At 60.6% G+C, this 19542-nt stretch carries 17 protein-coding genes; 6 read left to right on the top strand and 11 right to left on the bottom strand.

Features of this window, described 5'->3' with window-relative positions; genetic code table 11:
- Window positions 1-18 precede the first annotated feature (18 nt).
- The 5 genes from D7241_RS02720 to D7241_RS02700 all read right to left on the bottom strand — a co-directional run bounded on the left by D7241_RS02720 (window position 19) and on the right by D7241_RS02700 (window position 7175).
- Complete coding sequence (locus tag D7241_RS02720) at window positions 19-1128, bottom strand: NADH:flavin oxidoreductase/NADH oxidase (RefSeq protein ID WP_408100201.1); 1110 nt, start codon at window positions 1126-1128, stop codon at window positions 19-21.
- A 620-nt stretch (window positions 1129-1748) separates the two neighbouring features.
- Window positions 1749-3845 carry a molybdopterin oxidoreductase family protein gene (locus tag D7241_RS02715; protein ID WP_408100200.1) on the bottom strand — a complete coding sequence of 699 codons (2097 nt, stop codon included), beginning with the start codon at window positions 3843-3845 and terminating at the stop codon, window positions 1749-1751.
- Between the two features lie 126 nt (window positions 3846-3971).
- Window positions 3972-5687 carry a single-stranded-DNA-specific exonuclease RecJ gene (gene recJ, locus D7241_RS02710; protein WP_408100199.1) on the bottom strand — a complete coding sequence of 572 codons (1716 nt, stop codon included), beginning with the start codon at window positions 5685-5687 and terminating at the stop codon, window positions 3972-3974.
- Between the two features lie 33 nt (window positions 5688-5720).
- Complete coding sequence (locus tag D7241_RS02705) at window positions 5721-6248, bottom strand: winged helix DNA-binding protein (protein ID WP_408100198.1); 528 nt, start codon at window positions 6246-6248, stop codon at window positions 5721-5723.
- A 384-nt stretch (window positions 6249-6632) separates the two neighbouring features.
- Window positions 6633-7175, bottom strand: coding sequence for a YaeQ family protein (locus D7241_RS02700; RefSeq protein ID WP_408100197.1), 543 nt, complete (start codon window positions 7173-7175; stop codon window positions 6633-6635).
- Window positions 7176-7400: 225 nt separating this feature from the next.
- Between D7241_RS02700 and D7241_RS02695 the strand changes: the two genes are divergently transcribed.
- On the top strand, window positions 7401-7619 hold the full coding sequence (locus D7241_RS02695; protein WP_255980856.1) for a bacterioferritin-associated ferredoxin: 219 nt from the start codon (window positions 7401-7403) through the stop codon (window positions 7617-7619).
- A gap of 196 nt (window positions 7620-7815) precedes the next feature.
- Window positions 7816-8286 carry a bacterioferritin gene (gene bfr, locus D7241_RS02690; RefSeq protein WP_255980858.1) on the top strand — a complete coding sequence of 157 codons (471 nt, stop codon included), beginning with the start codon at window positions 7816-7818 and terminating at the stop codon, window positions 8284-8286.
- 159 nt (window positions 8287-8445) lie between these two features.
- Here bfr and grxD read toward each other — a convergent pair whose 3' ends face one another.
- Window positions 8446-8772, bottom strand: coding sequence for a Grx4 family monothiol glutaredoxin (grxD, locus tag D7241_RS02685; RefSeq protein WP_025242580.1), 327 nt, complete (start codon window positions 8770-8772; stop codon window positions 8446-8448).
- A gap of 273 nt (window positions 8773-9045) precedes the next feature.
- Between grxD and argF the strand changes: the two genes are divergently transcribed.
- Together argF and D7241_RS02675 are read left to right on the top strand one after the other, a co-directional pair.
- Entirely contained in the window at window positions 9046-9966 is a 921-nt protein-coding gene (gene argF / locus D7241_RS02680; protein ID WP_408100196.1) for an ornithine carbamoyltransferase, read from the top strand.
- On the top strand, window positions 9963-11072 hold the full coding sequence (locus D7241_RS02675; protein WP_408100195.1) for an ABC transporter ATP-binding protein: 1110 nt from the start codon (window positions 9963-9965) through the stop codon (window positions 11070-11072). Before argF ends, D7241_RS02675 begins: the two co-directional genes overlap by 4 nt.
- 12 nt (window positions 11073-11084) lie before the next feature.
- On the opposite strand, the gene tadA is transcribed toward D7241_RS02675, so the two are convergent.
- Together tadA and D7241_RS02665 are read right to left on the bottom strand one after the other, a co-directional pair.
- Window positions 11085-11603: a tRNA adenosine(34) deaminase TadA gene (tadA, locus tag D7241_RS02670; RefSeq protein ID WP_408100194.1), complete on the bottom strand. Its 519-nt coding sequence runs from the start codon at window positions 11601-11603 to the stop codon at window positions 11085-11087.
- A 53-nt stretch (window positions 11604-11656) separates the two neighbouring features.
- Entirely contained in the window at window positions 11657-13027 is a 1371-nt protein-coding gene (locus D7241_RS02665) for a multicopper oxidase family protein (RefSeq protein WP_408100193.1), read from the bottom strand.
- Window positions 13028-13231: 204 nt separating this feature from the next.
- Between D7241_RS02665 and D7241_RS02660 the strand changes: the two genes are divergently transcribed.
- Entirely contained in the window at window positions 13232-14071 is an 840-nt protein-coding gene (locus D7241_RS02660) for a DUF1206 domain-containing protein (RefSeq protein ID WP_408100192.1), read from the top strand.
- 62 nt (window positions 14072-14133) lie between these two features.
- On the opposite strand, the gene guaA is transcribed toward D7241_RS02660, so the two are convergent.
- The 3 genes from guaA to D7241_RS02645 all read right to left on the bottom strand — a co-directional run bounded on the left by guaA (window position 14134) and on the right by D7241_RS02645 (window position 17976).
- Window positions 14134-15714, bottom strand: a complete 1581-nt coding sequence (gene guaA, locus D7241_RS02655) for a glutamine-hydrolyzing GMP synthase (protein ID WP_408100191.1) — start codon at window positions 15712-15714, stop codon at window positions 14134-14136.
- Window positions 15715-15828: 114 nt separating this feature from the next.
- Window positions 15829-17298: an IMP dehydrogenase gene (guaB, locus tag D7241_RS02650; protein WP_408100190.1), complete on the bottom strand. Its 1470-nt coding sequence runs from the start codon at window positions 17296-17298 to the stop codon at window positions 15829-15831.
- Window positions 17299-17430: 132 nt separating this feature from the next.
- Window positions 17431-17976, bottom strand: a complete 546-nt coding sequence (locus D7241_RS02645; protein ID WP_255980874.1) for a sugar ABC transporter ATPase — start codon at window positions 17974-17976, stop codon at window positions 17431-17433.
- A gap of 139 nt (window positions 17977-18115) precedes the next feature.
- On the opposite strand from D7241_RS02645, the gene xseA reads away from it, so the two are divergent.
- Window positions 18116-19492, top strand: coding sequence for an exodeoxyribonuclease VII large subunit (gene xseA, locus D7241_RS02640; protein WP_408100189.1), 1377 nt, complete (start codon window positions 18116-18118; stop codon window positions 19490-19492).
- The last annotated feature ends 50 nt before the right edge of the window (window positions 19493-19542 follow it).

Below are 19542 nucleotides of genomic sequence, written 5' to 3'. Positions count from 1 at the left end.
TGCTTAACAAGGGATAGATTAGTCGAGCGAATCGGGAACTTGCCGAATCGGCGTGTTTCGATGAGCGGCGCGTAAGTACTGTGCAGGCCATGGCACCGAGTTTTCACGCAGATCCTCGGCGGCATGCAGCGGCCAATAGGGATCGCGCAACAACTCGCGGGCCAGCAGGATCAGATCGGCTTGCCCGGTGCGCAGAATGTGTTCGGCCTGAACCGCCTCGGTGATCATGCCGACGGTGCCGGTGGCGATGTCGGCCTCGCGTCGGACCTGTTCGGCAAACTGGGTCTGATAGCCGGGCCCGACCGGGATCTCGGCATTCACTGCGGTGCCGCCCGAGGACACGTCGATCAGATCGACCCCAAGGATTTTCAATCGCCGCGCCAGTTCTACGGTTTCTTCGGCGTTCCAGCCATCCTGCACCCAGTCGGTCGCGGACAGGCGGACGAACAGGGGCAGCTCTTCCGGCCACACGGCTCTCACTGCCTCGGTCACTTCCAGTAGCAAACGGATACGGTTGTCGAAGGAGCCGCCATAGCCATCCTGACGTTGGTTGGACAGAGGCGAAAGGAACTGATGCAGCAGATAGCCGTGGGCGGCGTGCACTTCGGCGACCTTGAATCCTGCCGCCAGCGCTCGTTCGGCTGCACGCACGAAGGCCTGACTGACCTCGGCGATGCCGGTCTCGTCCAGCGCGGTGGGTACAGCGTGCTCCGGATCGAAGGCAATGGTCGACGGGCCGACCGGCGTCCAGCCGCCAGCTGCGATTGGCACGCTACCGTGCCGCCCAAGCCAGGGCTGCCAGGTGCTCGCCTTGCGCCCGGCATGCGCCAATTGAATACCGGCGACCGCGCCCTGGGCTTCGATGAAGCGCGTGATCCGGCGCAGCGGCTCGACATGCTCATCAGACCAGATGCCGAGATCTTCCGGTGAAATCCGCCCATCGGCGGTGACGGCGGTCGCCTCGATGATGACCAGCCCGGCGCCACCCACTGCGCGACTGCCGAGGTGCACCAGGTGCCAGTCGTTGGCCATGCCAGCCTTGGCCGAATACTGGCACATGGGCGAAACGGCTATGCGATTGGGCAACGTCAACTGACGCAGGGTGAGCGGCTGAAAAAGCTGTGTCATGGAAACCTCGGCTGCGATGGATGCGGGTTGGACATCCCTCAGTACAGACTGTTTCGACGATCTTGCCTGGTCACAGCTGCGCTTGGTGGGCGAATCGGTGACTGCGTGTTGCGAAGGCCATGGAGTTTTGCGGCATGGCTGGTTGGCTTGCCCCGCTCTCCAAGCAGAAGTTGCTCCGCGCCGTGGCTGATTGGGCTTGCATTGCGTATGGCAGAACCTAGCGTGAGGGTTTGCCTCGTTTCCCCTCACCCCAGCCCTCTCCCCGGAGGGGAGAGGGGGCTTGTTCCGTGTCGGTGTGAAGCGCGTGCTGGCTTCGCTCGTGCTTGCAGCCTCTGACGCATCTGAGCCCAATTCGACGAGGTCCAGCGTGCTTTTCTTGCCACAGTGCGCGCCGGGCGGATCGCTATCGCTCATATCAGCTCGGTCCAGTCCACTCTCCCTGAGGGGGGAGAGGGTTAGAGTGAAGGGACAGTCAGCGTGCTTTTTGCCACCGTGCGCGCCGGGCGGATCGCTATCGCTCGTATCAGCTCGGTCCAGCCCCCTCTCCCTGAGGGGAGAGGGTTAGGGTGAGGGGCAGCAGTTGGTAGCACCGCATAAGCATCGCCCCACAAGATCGCCGGCTACGCCGCCTCCACCTGAACCGGCACACCATTAAGCGCAGCATTGCCGGACAGCGCATCAAGCTGTCGCTCATCAGTCAGGTCGTTGGCGCTGGCACCCGGCTGGCTGCTGGCGATGCCCATCCGCACGCCGGGGCGCCCGTGCCCCCAGCCATGAGGCAAGCTGACCACACCGGGCATCATCTCGTCGCTGGCGGCGACTTCCACTTCGATCATCCCGACCCGCGAGCGAACCCGCACGCGCTGGCCATCAAGTAACCCAAGTCGACTTAAATCCACGGGGTTCATCAACAGCTGATGGCGCGGCTTGCCTTTCACCAGGCGATGGTAGTTGTGCATCCAGGAATTATTACTGCGCACATGACGACGGCCGATCAATACCAGCTGATCCGCTTGCTGAGTGGGCGCCAAAGCAAAGCGTTTCAGGTCATTGAGAAACAGCTCCGGCGCCGCCTGGATACGCTGATTGGCGGTCTTCAGGCGACCGGCGAGGTTCGGTTTGAGCGCACCGAGATCGAGGCCGTGCGGGTAGTCGCGCAGCCTGGAGAAGCTCAATGCAAGCTCGCTGTGGTCGCCGTACGGCCCGGCACGCAGGCCGAGGTCGATCATCTGTTCGGGCGCGATGGTCGGCTTGAGGTCACTACCGGTCCGCGCGGCAAAAGCCTGCGCCAGGCCGACAAAGATTTCCCAATCGTGCAGCGAACCGGCCGGCTTGCTCAGCACGGCCTCGTTGAAGCGAGTGACGTTGCGTACCGCGAAAAGGTTGAACGTGGTGTCGTAGTGATCGTGTTCCAGCGGCGCCGTTGGCGGCAGGATCAGATCGGCGTAGCGAGTGGTTTCGTTGATATAGAAATCCACGCTGAGCATGAAATCCAGGCCGTCCAGCGCTTGCTCCAACTGCCGGCCGTTGGGCGTCGAAAGCGCCGGATTACCCGCCACCGTTATCAACGCGCGAATCTGCCCTTCCCCTTCGGTGAGCATCTCTTCGGCCAGCGCCGATACAGGCAGCTCGCCGCCGTATTCCGGCAAGCCTGAAACCCGGCTCTGCCAGCGATTGAAATGCCCACCGGAGGTGTTGGCTACCAAGTCCACAGCCGGCTCGGTGCAGAGCGCGCCACCGACTCGATCCAGATTGCCGGTCACCAGATTGATCGATTGGACTAGCCATTGGCACAGCGTACCGAACGCCTGGGTCGATACGCCCATGCGGCCGTAGCAGACCGCCTTGTCCGCCGCAGCGAAATCGCGCGCCAGCTGGCGGATCTGCTCGGCCGACACGCCGCAGCGCAGGCTCATCGCCTCGGCCGTGAATGGCGCTACAGCGGCACGGAGTTCGTCCAGACCATCCACCGGTAGATGACTGGCGCGCGTCAGGCCCTCGTCGAATAGCGTGTTGAGCAGACCGAAAAGCAGCGCGGCGTCCTCACCGGGACGAACGAACAGATGCTGATCGGCGATGGCAGCGGTTTCGCTACGGCGTGGGTCGACCACCACCAGCTTGCCACCACGTGCCCTTAACGCCTTGAGGCGCTTTTCCACGTCAGGGACGGTCATGATGCTGCCGTTGGACGCCAGCGGGTTGCCACCGAGTATCAGCATGAAGTCGGTGTGATCGATGTCGGGAATCGGAATCAGCAGGCCGTGGCCGTACATCATTAGGCTGGTCAGGTGATGCGGCAGCTGATCGACTGAGGTAGCCGAGAAACGATTACGGGTTTTCAGCTGGCCGAGAAAGTAGTTGCTATGGGTCATCAGCCCGTAGTTATGCACACTGGGGTTGCCCTGATAAACCGCCACTGCGTTGTTACCATGACGCTCGCGGATGTCGGTCAGGCGCTCGGCCACCAATGCGAAGGCCTCGTCCCACTCAATGGCTTGCCATTCGTCGCCAACACGGCGCATGGGATGGCGCAGGCGGTCCGGGTCGTTCTGGATATCCTGCAGGGCAACTGCTTTAGGACAAATGTGGCCGCGACTGAAACTATCCTGAGGGTCACCCTTGATCGAAACGATTTGTTCGTCGCGGGTTTCGATGGTCAGGCCACAGATGGCCTCGCACAGGTGGCACGCACGGTGGTGCCGGGTCGTTTCGCTCATCGCAGGCTCCGGAGATTGTTGTTGTAGTCCGAACACTCTAGGCGCGCTGCGAGTGGTCAACAATCAATCAAGCCGTGGCAAATGGCTCTTGATTCAGCGGGCCGATCATCGGCCCGAACGAGCGGATCAGCGCGCTGCGATATGCGCTACCAGCAGCTGCACGCTTTCACGACCGCGAAATTCGTTGACGTCCAGCTTGTAGGCCAGATCCGCCCAGCGCACGGTGGGGTTGGGCCAGACGTCGCGATCAATATTGAAAGCGATACCGTCGAGGGTCAGCGAGCCACATTCGCTCTTGAGCACCATCTTCAGATGTTTCTCGCCGACCAAACGCTGCTGAACCAGTTGGAACACGCCGTGGAACACCGGCTCGGGAAAATGCTGGCCCCAAGGGCCGGCGTTGCGCAGCGCTTTGGCCAGTTCCAGGTGAAATTCCTCGATGCTCAGCTGCCCGTCGGTAAGCAAGCGTCCAGTCAGATCGTCTTCGCATAGCTGGCGGCGCACCTCGGCATCGAACGCCGTGGCAAAGGCGCCGAAGTTTCCCTGCGGCAGTGAGAGGCCGGCCGCCATCGCATGGCCGCCGAATTTGCTGATCAGCCCGGGATGGCGCGCCGCGACCGCATCCAGCGCATCGCGGATATGAAAACCCGGCACCGAGCGCGCGGAGCCTTTGAGCAAACCATCGCCTGCATCAGCGAACGCGATAGTAGGTCGGTGATAGCGCTCCTTCAGTCGCGAGGCGAGAATGCCGATAACGCCCTGATGCCAGCCCGGCTCGAACAGGCACAGGCCAAATGGCATATCTTCCAGCGGCAAATCCTTGAGCTGCGCCAGCGCTTCGCGCTGCATGCCCTGTTCGATGCCCTTACGGTCCTGATTGAGCTGATCGAGTTGCACGGCCATGTCGCGCGCCAGTGCTTCGTCTTCGCAGAGCAGGCACTCGATGCCCAGCGCCATGTCGTCCAGGCGCCCCGCCGCGTTCAATCGTGGTCCGAGGATGAAGCCGAGATCGGTAGACGTGATGCGGCTGTGGTCGCGCCCAGCGACTTCAAGGATCGCGCGCAACCCAGGGCGTGCCCTCCCTGCGCGAATCCGCGCGAGCCCCTGATGCACGAGGATGCGGTTGTTAGCGTCCAGCGGCACCACGTCGGCGACGCTGCCCAGCGCGACCAGATCGAGCAGTTCGGCGAGATTTGGTTCGCTCCAGCCGTTGCGGGCGAACCAGCCCGCCTCGCGCAAGCGCGCCCGCAAGGCCAGCAACACATAGAAAATAACTCCGACCCCGGCAATGCATTTGCTTGGAAAGGCGCACTCCGGCTGGTTGGGATTGACGATGGCATCGGCCGCCGGTAACTCGTGTCCCGGCAGATGGTGGTCGGTTACCAGCACCTTGAGGCCTGCGGATTTGGCGGCGGCGACGCCGTCGACGCTGGATATCCCGTTATCCACGGTCACCAGCAGATCCGGTTGTCGCTCAAGCGCGACGGCGACGATTTCTGGCGTCAGGCCGTAGCCATATTCGAAGCGATTCGGCACCAGATAATCGACATGCGCCGCGCCGAGCTGACGCAAGCCCAGCACGCCGACAGTACTGGCGGTGGCGCCATCGGCATCGAAATCACCGACGAAGAGGATGCGCTGACGCTTCTCAAGCGCCTCTACGAGCAACTCAACCGCACCATCGATGCCCTTGAGCTGTGCGTAAGGAATCAGCCGGGAGAGCCCCTTGTCCAGCTCTGCCACCGATTGCACACCGCGCGCGGCGTAGAGGCGCGTCAGCAGCGGCGGCAAGTCGCCCAGATCAGGCAGCAGTTCGGGTAGCGGACGGGGTTCTATGCGCATCTGATGGTTATCCGGCTTGTAGCGAGGGGCAGTTCAAAGCGAAGTCGCGGCGCGCGCAGCCTGATCGTAAAGACCTGACATGGCACGCAGCATCCCGGCGAGACGGTGAATCTCCTCGGGATCAATATTGAGATTTTCGAACGACGCGATCAGGCATTCGCGACGGATGTCGGCGTACTCCTGGCACAGCTCGCGCCCCTTGTCGGTGGTGCGATAGAATATTTCCTTGCCCTGCTTCTCACCCTCGACCAACCCTAGCTTGCCGAGCTTCTTCAGCGCGTAGGTCACGGTGTGAGTGTCTTCAATGTTCAGCAACAGGCAGATATCCGCCTGTCGCTTGGCACGCCCGCGGCTGGTGAGGTTATGCAGCACCATCACGTCCAGCGCATTCATTTCCACCGCGCCGGATGCCTTCATGCAGCGTTCCATCCAGCGCATCAACGCGGCGCTGGCAATGATGACGCCGTATTCAAGCTCGGATAATTCCTGCGACTGCTCGGCGAGATGCGCCGACGCCACGATGGACGATCGCAACGGGCGTGTGGAATTGGCGTCAACCATCTTGTGGACCATGAACTGAGGGGGCGGCAGCGAGACTGGCGCCTTGGTGAATCGGGTCCGCAAGCATACAGCAATGTGCTCCAGAGAGACCGATCGACCCGTGTCCGATAAATATTTATTGATAAATCATCGATAATTTATCGTCGTAGTACTCATATCTCGTCCCGATGTACCGGGACCCGCCAGTTGATTCTCTGGGCGACGAAGAAGCCCGAAATTGTAGGCACTGAGTACCGCCATCCGACCTGGATGTTGCTGTTCGGTCTGCTGGCAATGGTCGACCGCGGTCGGCGTGGTGTTGTCCTTCGACGCGCTGCTGCGATTCTGGCAATCCTAAACCACCTTGGGGCAGCGATGCCCGTCGCGCTGGAACCGGCGACGCGCTCAGTCGCGCTCGCCGATCAGCCATTCCAGCGGCACTTCGTGCTGGCCGCGCTCGTCGGTGATGAACATCGCGCCTTCGCTGATCATGACGCTCCAGTTGATTGCACGCGGCAGATCAAGCGCCACGGTTTCAAGCGCCTCCTGCCCGACCGCAACGACGTTGATCTTCTTCAGGCTGCGTACGCTGTCCAACACCTTGGTCTGCCATACCCGCAAATTGCCGTAGGCGACGAGGCTGAAACGCTCGGTACGACGTGAGCACCAAGTGATGCGCTCTGCATCCGGCTGGCCGACCTCGATCCAGTGCAGCACACGGTCATCCAGGCTCTTTTCCCAAAGGGCCGGCTCATCCACATCCGACAGCCCCCGGCCGAACGCCAACTGTTCGTCATACCAGAGCACGTAAGCGATAAGGCGCGCGGCTAGTCGCTCCTCGGTTTCCGACGGATGCCGGGCAACGGTGAAACGCAGATCCTGATAAACGTGGCGGTCCAGATCAGTGAGGTTGATCTCGACTTTATAGGGTGTGGCTTGCAGGGCCATGACGGCTCCAGGTGCGAAAAAGGAGACGCAGTTTAGCGCATAGCGATCCAAGTCTTGCATTGGCAGGTAACGCCGGAACCCTGCAAATCGTCCGCTAGGTGCCAAACTCTAGATACCGCCTCTTGAGCCGAAACTGGCAGCAGCACTCCCGACGAACGTTCTTTGACAATCATTCTCATTCTGTTTAGCATCTCAACCCAACAGCAGACCCAACGGGTAGTTCTTATGTACGTGTGTCTTTGCCAGGGTGTAACCGACGGTCAGATTCGTGAAGCGATTTACGAAGGCTGCTGCAGCTATCGTGAAGTACGCGAAGCCACCGGTGTCGCCACCCAATGCGGCAAGTGCGCGTGTGTAGCCAAGCAAGTCGTACGCGAAACGCTAAGCAATGCGCAGAGCGCCCAGGCATCCCTCGCCTATCCCGCAGCTTTCGTTCCGGCCTGAATAGGCGCATTTCCTAAGCCGGGCTTATGCCCGGCTTTTTTCTGCCTGAAAATCAAGATGTTGCTTTCTAGTCGCGGAACAGAAGTATTCTTATTCGGTTTTACCCTTTTGCATTCAATGACTTAGGTTTGACAGCCGGATTATTCGTGGCCAGACTGCTTTGAATTAACGTTCCCGATTCGAAGCAGGCACCGACATGAAAGGCGACAAGCTAGTCATTCAGCATCTCAACAAGATCCTCGGCAACGAACTGGTCGCCATCAACCAGTACTTTTTGCATGCCCGCATGTACGAAGACTGGGGTCTGGGCAAGCTCGGCAAGCATGAATACGACGAATCCATCGACGAGATGAAGCATGCCGACAAGCTGATCAAGCGCATCCTTTTTCTCGAAGGTCTGCCCAACCTGCAGGATCTCGGCAAGCTTTTGATCGGCGAAAACACCCGCGAAATGCTGGACTGCGATCTCAAGCTCGAACAAGGCGGCATTCAGGACCTGAAGGTTGCGATCGCCTACTGCGAGAGCGTGGGCGACTACGGCACCCGCGAACTGCTGGAAGACATTCTCGAGTCCGAGGAAGAACACATCGACTGGCTGGAAACTCAGCTGAGTCTCATCGACAAAGTCGGCATGGAAAACTACCTGCAATCACAGATGGACGAATAGCGATCTGCCTGCAGTGCAAACGGGAGCCATCGGGCTCCCGTTTTCTTTTATGCAAGCCCACCGTTCAACTTCTGATCGCAGAGGTGTGGGAGGCTTCAGCGACTCGGAATCGCAACCACAAAAAACCCGCCGTTCGGCGGGTTTGGCAGCGCGTCGCGATCAGGCGCCAGCTTTCTGAACGGCTTCCTTGATCAATGGCTGCAGCTCACCTTTCTCGAACATTTCCAGAATGATGTCGCTACCGCCGACCAGCTCACCATCGACCCACAGTTGCGGGAAGGTCGGCCAGTTGGCGTACTTCGGTAGATTGGCGCGGATTTCAGGATTTTGCAGGATGTCGACGTAGGCGAACTTCTCGCCGCAGCCCATCACCGCCTGGGTCGCGCGCGCGGAGAACCCGCACTGTGGCGCGTTGGGCGAGCCTTTCATGTACAGCAGCACCGGGTTCTTTTCGATCTGCTCTTTGATGGTTTCGATGATATCCATGGGGCACCTCGGCTAGTCACGGTTGGCGCGCATTGTACAGAACAGCACTATAAAAGCCGAGTCGCGAGCTCGGTTTTTATCGGCCGAAGCGGGCGGAGAGCCGCTTGCGATCCACGTCATTGGTGCGCTGAGGCCGATTTGCGCCTGCGAAGGCTTTCTGGATAAGATCTCGCCTTTCCCGTTTCGTCGCTTCTCGTGCGACCCCCTGTCGTAGGCCCCTCCTTTTTCGTTGAAAAACTTCCGGCCTCGACTGCGGCAATAAAGGTAGTTGATATGAGCGCAAGGCATTTTCTCTCACTGATGGACTGCACGCCCCAGGAGCTCATCGGCCTGGTTCGTCGCGGCATCGAGCTGAAGGATCTGCGCGAGCGCGGCATTCTGTTCGAACCGCTGAAGAATCGCGTGCTGGGAATGATTTTTGAAAAAGCCTCGACACGCACTCGACTCTCTTTCGAAGCGGGGATGATTCAGCTCGGTGGCCAGGCCATATTCCTCTCGCCTCGCGACACTCAGCTGGGTCGCGGCGAGCCGATCAGCGATTCAGCCATCGTTATGTCGAGCATGCTCGATGCGGTCATGATCCGTACCTTTGCTCACGCCACGCTGACCGAATTCGCTGCACACTCATCGGTGCCCGTCATCAATGGCCTTTCTGACGATTTACACCCATGCCAGTTGTTGGCTGACATGCAGACCTTTCACGAACACCGCGGCAGCATCGCCGGCAAGACGGTCGCCTGGGTCGGTGACGGCAACAACATGTGCAACTCCTATATGGAGGCCGCCATTCAGTTCGACTTCCAGTTGCGTATCGCCTGCCCTGAAGGCTACGAGCCCGAGGCCGGACTCCTGGCTCAGGCCGGTGACCGTGTGCAGATATTCCGTGACCCGCGCGAAGCGGTGAACGGAGCGCACCTGGTCAGCACCGACGTCTGGGCTTCGATGGGTCAGGAAGATGAAGTGGCGGCACGTATCGCCACCTTCCGCCCCTATCAGATCGACCGCGCTTTGCTTGATGTCGCGTCCGAAGACGTGCTGTTCATGCACTGCCTGCCGGCTCACCGCGGCGAAGAAATCAGCAACGACCTGCTCGATGACCCGCGCTCGGTAGCCTGGGATCAAGCCGAGAACCGCCTGCACGTGCAGAAGGCATTGCTTGAGTTTTTGGTCGAGCCTGCCTACCACCACGCATGAGCCATCAATCACTCCTGCACCTGCGCAACCTGGATTGCGGCTACGGCGGGCAGAGCGTCGTACAGAACCTCAATCTGCATTTGAATCGCGGTGACATCGGTTGCCTGCTCGGGCCGTCCGGCTGTGGCAAGACCACCACGCTGCGTGCCATCGCCGGCTTCGAGCACGTTAACGAAGGCGAGATTCAGCTGGGCGACGCCGTGCTTTCACGGCGCGGTTGTACCCTGGCGCCGGAAAAGCGTCGAATCGGCATGGTGTTTCAGGACTACGCCCTGTTTCCGCACCTGACGGTGGCAGACAACATTGCATTCGGTATCCGCAAGCATCCGCATTGCCAGCGTATCGTCCGGGAAATGCTGGACCTGGTGCACCTCACACCGCTGAGCAAGCGTTACCCGCACGAGCTGTCAGGTGGCCAGCAGCAACGCGTCGCCCTCGCCCGCGCGCTTGCACCGGAGCCGGAACTGCTCCTACTCGACGAGCCCTTCTCCAATCTTGACGGCGACTTGCGCCGCCGCTTGAGCCATGAGGTGCGAGAAATCCTCAAGGCACGCGGCACCAGCGCGATCCTGGTGACCCACGATCAGGAAGAGGCCTTCGCCGTCAGCGATCAGGTCGGGGTGTTCAAGGATGGTCGCCTCGAACAATGGGATACGCCCTACAATCTCTACCACGAGCCGTTCACGCCTTTCGTCGCAAGCTTTATCGGGCAGGGTTATTTCATCCGCGGCCAATTGATCGACCCGGAAACGGTCCAGACCGAGCTTGGAGTTATCCGCGGCAACCGCGCCTACACCATGCCTCCCGGTAGCTCGGTGGATGTTCTGCTGCGTCCGGACGACATCGTCTACTCGCCGCAGAGCCCGCTCAAGGCGCTTATCGTCGGCAAGACTTTCCTCGGTGCGTCGACGCTGTATCGTCTGCAACTGCCGACCGGCAATCTGCTCGAAGGCATTTTTCCCAGTCACGCCGACTACCCGACCGGCCAGGACGTCGGCATTGCCATCGCTGCCGATCATCTAGTGGTTTTTCCTGCACAGGGCAGCGTCGCCGCACATGAAAAACTGCCGGAAGCCGGTGTGCGCCGCTATAGCAGCAACGTATAACCTGTACAGCGCTCAGCCGTCCGCTGGACTCTGTGTGGCATCTTCACTGCGGAGCTTGAGGCGGCGTATACGAAAGAATTCGCTCAGCGCTGCGCTGCACGCTTCGATCATCACCCCGCCCTCGATCAGTACTCGGTGGTTGAGAAAGTCCTGCGAGAAGAATTGACCGCGGCTGACCGCAACACCGGCCTTGGGCTCGGTAGCGCCATAAACCACACGTTGGATACGTGAGTGCACAATCAGGCCGGCGCACATGCTGCAAGGCTCCAGCGTCACATACAACGTGCTGCCAGGCAGCCGGTAGTTCTCCACCGCCAGCGCGGCATCACGGATAGCAACCATCTCGGCGTGGGCGCTGGGGTCATGGCGCGAAATCGGACAGTTGAAGCCACGACCGATGACTTCGCCGTTCTGCACCAACACCGCACCCACCGGCACCTCGCCAAGCCGTGCCCCTTCGGCGGCCAGCGCCAGCGCTTCACGCATGAATTCCTCGTCACGAGAACGGTCGATGATCATAGGTCTTTTCATTCAAACTCAGCTTCAGCCGCCCTCGCTTTCGCTTTGCACTTTTTGTAGCTGCCTCAAACCACTTCGATCGCCGCCATCAGACCGGTTTCCATATGGTCGATGACGTGGCAATGGAACATCCATACGCCGGGATTATCCGCTACTAGAGCGATTCGCGCCGTCTCGTTCTTGCCCAGCAGGTAGGTATCGGTGAACCAGGGCTCGATCCGTTTGCGATTGGAAGAGATGACCTTGAAGGTCATGCCGTGCAAATGGATTGGATGCTGGTACTGGCTGAGATTGCGCAGCTCGAATATGTAGTGACCATTTTTCCTCAACGTCGCGATCGGCCGATCCGCACAGGTTTTGTCATTGATGTCCCAAGCCTGACCGTTGATCTGCCAGAAGGTGAAAGCGTCGCCTTGCCCCGCATCGCTGGACAAGGTGCCTGCCCATTCGAAGTTGAAACGCAGGGTTTCTGCCTGCTGCAGATCAGGCTCGATGATCGGATTAGGTGGCAGTGGTGCCGGCCATTCTCCCTCAACCTCGTTAGTGCTCGTGGATGCGAGCGTAGCCAGCCGCAGCGGCCCGTTGCGCAGGGATAACTGTTGTCCTGGTGGCGGCACCTTCAACGCCAGGTCGATGCGCATGCCCGGGCCCAGCCAGTAGCTTTTGCCGAGCGGCCGCGGACTGATCGGATTGCCATCGAGCGCGTAAATGCGTGCCTCCCCATCCGAGAGATTGAGTCGATAGGTCAGCGTGTTATCGAGATTGATGATACGCAAGCGTACTACCTGCCCGGCTGGCAACTCCAACGTTGGTGCATGCTCACCGTTGACTGTCGAGAGCACGCCCGGCGTGCCGCCACGCGCGGCCTCGCGCGGCACGCTGAAATCAGTGAATGCGCCTTGTTTGTCGACATGCCAGCTCTTCAGACTCAGCGTTTGCTCATAGCGGAAGCCGCTCGGCTCGCGCTCCTCGACGATCAGCGGGCCAACCAGCCCACGCCCCAGCTGCTCGGCGCTGGTCGTGTGCGGGTGATACCAGAAGCTACCCGCATCAGGCACCTGAAACAGATAGTCGAAGGACTCGCCTGGCAACACCGGCAGCTGCGACACGTAGGGCACTCCGTCCATGTTCAATGGCAAGCGGATGCCATGCCAGTGGATGGTCGTGGGCTCCGGCAGATGGTTAATGAAGCGCACCCGCAACCAATCACCCTGCCGCGCGCGCAGCTCCACGCCAGGCGCTTGCCCACCGTAGCACCAGGCTGGCGTCTGTTGCCCCGCAATCAATTCGAGATCCTGTGGCGCGGCGATCAGCTCATAGTCATGAGTGACGGAATCAGAGGGTCGGCCCAACCAATAGCGTGCACCACCACCTGCAACACCCAAGACTGCCAACCCGGCGAGTCCCGTCAACAGCTTTCGTCGTGTAAACCTCATTCTTCCTTCCATAAAAAACGGTCGCGAGCCTCATCGACCTTCCGCAGCCGAAAAAGGAATCTCTCGCATTTGCGTCATGCTACAGCTTCCAGACCGCGCTAACACCTGCCCCGGACGAAACCAGGCTCACAAACCCGCGAACCCTAGCGGCCAATTGCACCTCTACTGCAAGAGACCTTTACAGCATTCTCGACCGGAGGCCCCATGCACATCACTGCCACCCATGCCAAAGGCGAAGTCAGTCGAGGTATCGTCTGGCTCGCCCGCAGCGGCTACGCCGCACGAGGCGTCGTCTATCTGATCATCGGCGTATTCGCATTCATGGCCGGCATCGGCAGCGGAGACACCGTTGGGACCAAGGGCGCGATACAGCAATTGTTGGGGCAACCGTTTGGCGAAACCTTGCTCTGGATCATGGTCGTTGGCCTTGTGGCCTACGTAGCGTGGCGCCTGACTCAGGCCATAACCGATCCGGAGGGGCACGGCAGCGATGCCAAGGGGCTGATGATACGAGCCGGACTGATTGGCAGCGCCATCGCCTATACCCTGCTTGCGCTATTCACCCTCGGCCTGCTCGGCAGTTCTATTGGCGAATCCGCCGGTAGCGGTGGCGGCGGCTCCGGCAGTGGCGACTTCCTCTCCGGCCTGCTCGGCTGGAAATACTCGAATTATCTGGTCTATCTCGTGGCGCTGGTTCCGCTTGTCGTCGGTATCGCTCACATCGTCAAAGGCTGGAAAGCCAAGTTCGAAAAGTATTTCTACGCTTCCGAACATGTCATGCGCTGGGTTCGGCCGATCTCACGTATTGGGCTGATCGCTCGCGGGGTTGCCTTCCTGATCGTTGCCGGCATGCTGTTCAGCGGGGGCGCTCGCTACGAACCCACCAACCCACCTGGAATCGAAGACGCGTTAAACGCACTGCAGAGCCTGCCATTCGGCACCTTCTGGCTGTCGCTGGTAGGCCTCGGGCTGGTCGCCTTCGCCGTCTACAGCTTTTCCGAAGCGATCTGGCGCCGTATCGACATGCCAGCCGTCATGCACTGATATCCCGAAAATAAAAACCCCGGCGTACCGGGGCTTCTATTTTCAGCGAATCGACCCGTCGATCACTCCCACTCGATGGTGGCAGGCGGCTTGCTCGACACGTCATAGGTGACGCGCGAGATGCCTTCGATTTCGTTAATTATGCGGTTCGAGACCTTCTCCAGCAGCTCGTAAGGCAGATGTGCCCAACGCGCAGTCATGAAGTCGATGGTTTCCACTGCGCGCAGGGCAACGACCCAAGCGTAGCGGCGGCCATCACCGACCACACCCACCGACTTGACCGGCTGGAACACCACGAAGGCCTGGCTGGTCTTGTGGTACCAGTCGAAGTTGCGCAGTTCCTGAATGAAGATGTGGTCGGCACGACGCAGCAGGTCCGCGTACTCCTTCTTCACTTCGCCAAGGATGCGTACACCCAGACCCGGACCAGGGAAAGGGTGGCGATACACCATGTCGTACGGCAGGCCCAGCTCCAGGCCGATCTTGCGCACCTCGTCCTTGAACAGCTCACGTAGCGGCTCGACCAGCTTGAGGTTCATTTCCTCCGGCAGGCCGCCAACGTTGTGGTGCGACTTGATCACGTGCGCCTTGCCGCTCTTGGCACCGGCGGACTCGATGACGTCCGGGTAGATAGTGCCTTGAGCAAGAAACTGGATGTTGTCGAGCTTGCTGGCCTGCGCATCGAAGACGTCGATGAACGTGCGGCCAATGATCTTGCGCTTCTTTTCCGGGTCGGCTTCGCCGGCGAGGTTGTCGAGGAACTGCGCTTCGGCATCGGCGCGGATCACCTTGACGCCCATGTTCTCGGCAAACATCGCCATAACCTGATCGCCCTCGTGCAGGCGCAGCAGGCCGTTGTCAACGAACACGCAGGTCAGCTGATCGCCGATGGCCTTGTGCAGTAGCGCCGCCACCACCGATGAATCGACACCGCCGGACAAGCCCAGCAACACATTGGCCGAGCCGACCTGGGTGCGAACCTGCTCGACCAGATCGTCGACGATGTTGGATGGCGTCCACAGCGCTTCGCAGCCGCAGATTTCCAGCAGGAAGCGCGACAGAATGCGCCCGCCCTGACGGGTATGGGTCACTTCCGGGTGGAACTGCACGCCGTAGTAGCCACGGAAGTCGTCGCCCATCGCGGCGATCGGGCAGCTGGGGGTGCTGGCGAGGATATGGAAGCCTTCCGGCAGGTTGGTCACCTTATCGCCGTGACTCATCCAGACGTCGAGACCGAACACGCCGTCGTCATCCATGTGGTCTTCGATGCCGTCGAACAGCTTCGACTTGCCGACCAGATCGACACGGGCATAGCCGAACTCACGCTCGTCCGAACCCTGTACCTTGCCGCCAAGCTGCTCGGACATGGTCTGCATGCCATAACAGATACCAAACAGCGGCACGTTCAGATCAAACACAGCCTTCGGCGCGCGCGGGCTACCTTCGGCGTGCACCGACTCCGGGCCGCCAGCGAGGATGATTCCGCGCGGATTGAATTCACGGATGTCTTCATCGCTCATGTCGAACGGGTGCAACTCGCAGTAGACGCCAAGCTCACGCACGCGCCGGGCGATCAACTGGGTGTACTGGGAACCAAAATCGAGAATCAGGATGCGGTGGGCGTGGATGTCTTGATGAGACATGGGCTTTCCTTCGGAAAGAGCTTGAAGCTGAAAGCCGGAAGCTGGAATTGCAAGCTGAAGTCATCGCTTCCAGCTTCCAGCTTCCAGCTTCCAGCGCCTGTTTACAGGTGTGGATCAACCGACCCGGTAGTTCGGGGCTTCTTTGGTGATCTGAACATCATGAACGTGCGACTCGGCCATGCCGGCACCGGTGATGCGCACGAATTGCGGATGGGTACGCATGTGATCGATGGTCGCGCTGCCGGTGTAGCCCATGGAGGCACGCAGGCCGCCCATCAACTGATGGATGATCGCTGCCAGCGAGCCTTTGTACGGCACCCGGCCTTCGATGCCCTCGGGTACCAGCTTCTCGGCGCCTGCGGACGAATCCTGGAAGTAACGATCCGAGGACCCCTGCGCCTGGGACATTGCACCCAGCGAGCCCATGCCGCGATAAGCCTTGTAGGAGCGGCCCTGAAACAATTCGATTTCGCCCGGAGCTTCTTCGGTACCGGCGAACATCGAGCCCATCATCACGGCGTTGGCGCCGGCGACGATGGCCTTGGACAGGTCGCCTGAAAAGCGTATACCGCCATCTGCGATCATCGGCACCCCGGTGCCTTCCAGCGCGGCAGAGACGTTGGCGATGGCGGAAATCTGCGGCACGCCGACACCGGCGACAATGCGGGTGGTGCAGATCGAGCCTGGGCCGATACCAACCTTGACCGCATCAGCGCCAGCCTTGACCAGGTCCAGCGCAGCTTCGGCGGTGGCGATGTTGCCACCGATTACCTGTACTTGCGGGAAGTTGTCCTTTACCCAGCGCACGCGATCGAGCACGCCGCGCGAATGCCCATGCGCGGTGTCGACCACGATCACGTCAACGCCAGCTGCGGCCAGCGCTTCGACACGTTCGGCCGTGTCGGCGCCAGTGCCAACGGCAGCACCGACACGTAGACGACCCTGGTCATCCTTGGACGCCAGCGGATAAGTCTTGGCCTTCTCGATGTCGCGAAAGGTGACCAGCCCGCGCAGATGGAAATTGCCGTCGACCACCAGCATCTTCTCGATGCGATGTTCGTAGAGTTTGGTTTTGATTTCTTCCAGCCCGGTGCCTTCCTGAACGGTAATCAGCTCTTCCTTCGGCGTCATGATCGCGGCGACAGAATCACCGGTATTCGGCGTGAAGCGCAGGTCACGGCCAGTGACGATACCGACCAGCTCCTTACCGGAGACTACGGGAAAACCGGAGAAGCCCAGCTCACGCGCCTTACGCAGCAGCTCACTGATTTTCGTCTCAGGAGTCACGGTAGCCGGATCGTGAACGATCGCCGTTTCGTGACGCTTGACCTTGCGCACTTCGGCAGCCTGCTGCTCGACGTTCATGTTCTTGTGGATGATGCCGATGCCGCCTTCCTGTGCCATGGCGATGGCCAGGCGGGCTTCGGTGACGGTGTCCATTGCGGCCGAAACAAGGGGAATATTCAGCTCGATTTCGCGGGTCAGGCGAGTCTTGAGGCTGACATCCTTCGGCAATACTTCGGAATATCCCGGAATCAGGAGAACGTCATCGAAAGTCAGGGCTTCTTGGCTGATACGCAGCATGGCGGGGGCTCCCAGGCGGGAAAAAGGAAGCGCGGCATTATACCCATGCACGCCATCCCGCTCAATGCGGTCGTGAGGTCCGTCGCGCGCACTCAGCTTCGCTGCATCGACAAAATGACCAATTGGTCACCACTACTCGATTACTAGCGCCACTCCGAACCCCAGACGAGCGGCGAACTCATCGAGAAATGTCTGACGGAATCCGGCCTCGCCCCAGCCATTGAAGATGAACCCCAGATTGGAGAACCCGCAGGCCGGGATGAATAGAAAGCCATTGATGTCGTCCTCGAATCCGCATTCCGGGCAGGTGAACGTGTCGGTCTGCGCAGGCATCCACTCGTCGAGACTTTCAAACAGTGCCTCACCAATCTCGCGGCGACACTCGGGACAGCCCGCCTCCTCAGCAAAATCCTGAGTCGGCGTGTAGATGCAACGTTTGGTCACCACTTCCAGCCCATTGATCGCCTCGCCGAAAGGTAACCGCTCCGGGTGCAATACGACGCTGCGCGCACCCGCTGCTATCGCATAACCCATGCCGCCGGCACCGCGGCCGCAGGTGGTTGGCAGCGCCTCTACGATGCGTCGCTCGGCCAGCCAGCGCAGGATCATTCGCGCCTTGGCTTCATGGCCGGGAAACGTGGAAATACGCGGCACGACGATGGCTTGGCTGTGGCTCATGGCTGGCTCGAACAGGGATGAAGAAAGCCGCGCAGCTTAATGTGCTCTGCGCATAGGTCAATGATGCCCGGTCGCCTGTTGTCCGTTTAGACTTCGGCCCTCAGCGCTCTTCTCGCGCTTTTGCCTTATCATCGCCGGCATGCTCAAAGATCCTTTCCAACGCCTGAATCTCGACCGCGAAGTGCTGACCGTCAGCCAGCTCAACGGTCGCGCGCGGCTGCTGCTCGAAGACGTATTTGCCCAGGTCTGGGTCGAAGGCGAGATCTCCAACCTGTCCAAACCCGCCTCCGGACACGTCTATTTCACTCTTAAGGACAAGAACGCCCAGGTCCGCTGCGCACTGTTCCGGCAAAACGCCTTGCGCGTGCGCCAGGCGTTGCGCGACGGTCTGGCGGTAAAGGTACGCGGACGGGTGTCACTGTTCGAAGGTCGTGGCGACTATCAGCTGATCCTCGACAACGTCGAGCCAGCGGGCGACGGCTCGTTGCGCCTGGCCTTCGAAGCGCTCAAGGAAAAACTCGGAGCCGAGGGCCTGTTCGACGCCGCCGGCAAACGCGCCCTACCCGTCCATCCACAGCGCATCGGCATCGTCAGCTCGCCGACCGGCGCGGTGATCCGCGACATCATTTCTGTATTCCGCCGACGCGCTCCGCATGTTGTGCTGACGCTAGTACCGACGCCGGTTCAAGGACGCGATGCAACCGCGCAGATCGTGCGGGCACTCGAACTGGCTGATCGCGGCGGCTTCGATGCGTTGATTCTGGCGCGCGGCGGCGGCTCGCTGGAAGATCTCTGGTGCTTCAACGAAGAGCTAGTAGCGCGGGCCGTGGCCGCCTGCGAGACGCCGATCGTCAGCGCCGTCGGCCACGAGACCGATGTCTCCATCGCCGACTTCGTCGCCGACGTGCGTGCGCCGACGCCTTCCGCCGCCGCCGAGCTCCTGGCGCCCAGCAGTGCTGACGTGCGCCAGCGCCTGGATGGCTTGCGCCAGCGACTGCTGCTGCGTATGCGCGACCGCCTGCATCGCGAGGGTTCACGCCTGGAAGGTCTGACCCGCCGCCTGCGCCATCCCGGCGAACGCCTGCAACAGCAGGCCCAGCGCATCGACGACCTGGAACAGCGCCTGCTGCGCGGTATCGACCGTCGGCTCTGTGCCGGCCAGGAACGTTTTGCCCGTCTCGATACCCGCCTCGCCGGGCAGCATCCAGGGCGAACCCTGAACATGCTGCGTCAACGACTCGACCATCTGTCCAGTCGGCTACCGCGCGCCATGCAGGACACCCTGAAAGGCCATCGGCAACAGCTGCTGGGGCTGACGCAGACGCTGAATGTCGTGAGTCCGTTGGCGACACTGTCACGCGGCTACAGCATTCTGCTCGACGAGCGCGGCCAGGCGATTCGCAGCGCCAGCCAGACCGAGCCCGGGCAGCGGTTAAAGGCGCGCCTGGGTGATGGCGAGCTGGATGTGCGAGTGGAGGACAACCACCTCGAACCAGTGACACTGCCTCTGCTTTGAAAGAGCAATCCCGACAGGAAACCCTGCCGGGATTGTGTTTTGCCTAGACC

This window comes from Stutzerimonas sp. VN223-3 (assembly GCF_045999685.1).
Lineage (GTDB): Bacteria > Pseudomonadota > Gammaproteobacteria > Pseudomonadales > Pseudomonadaceae > Stutzerimonas > Stutzerimonas stutzeri_AR.
This window is presented reverse-complemented; position numbering and strand designations above follow the sequence as displayed.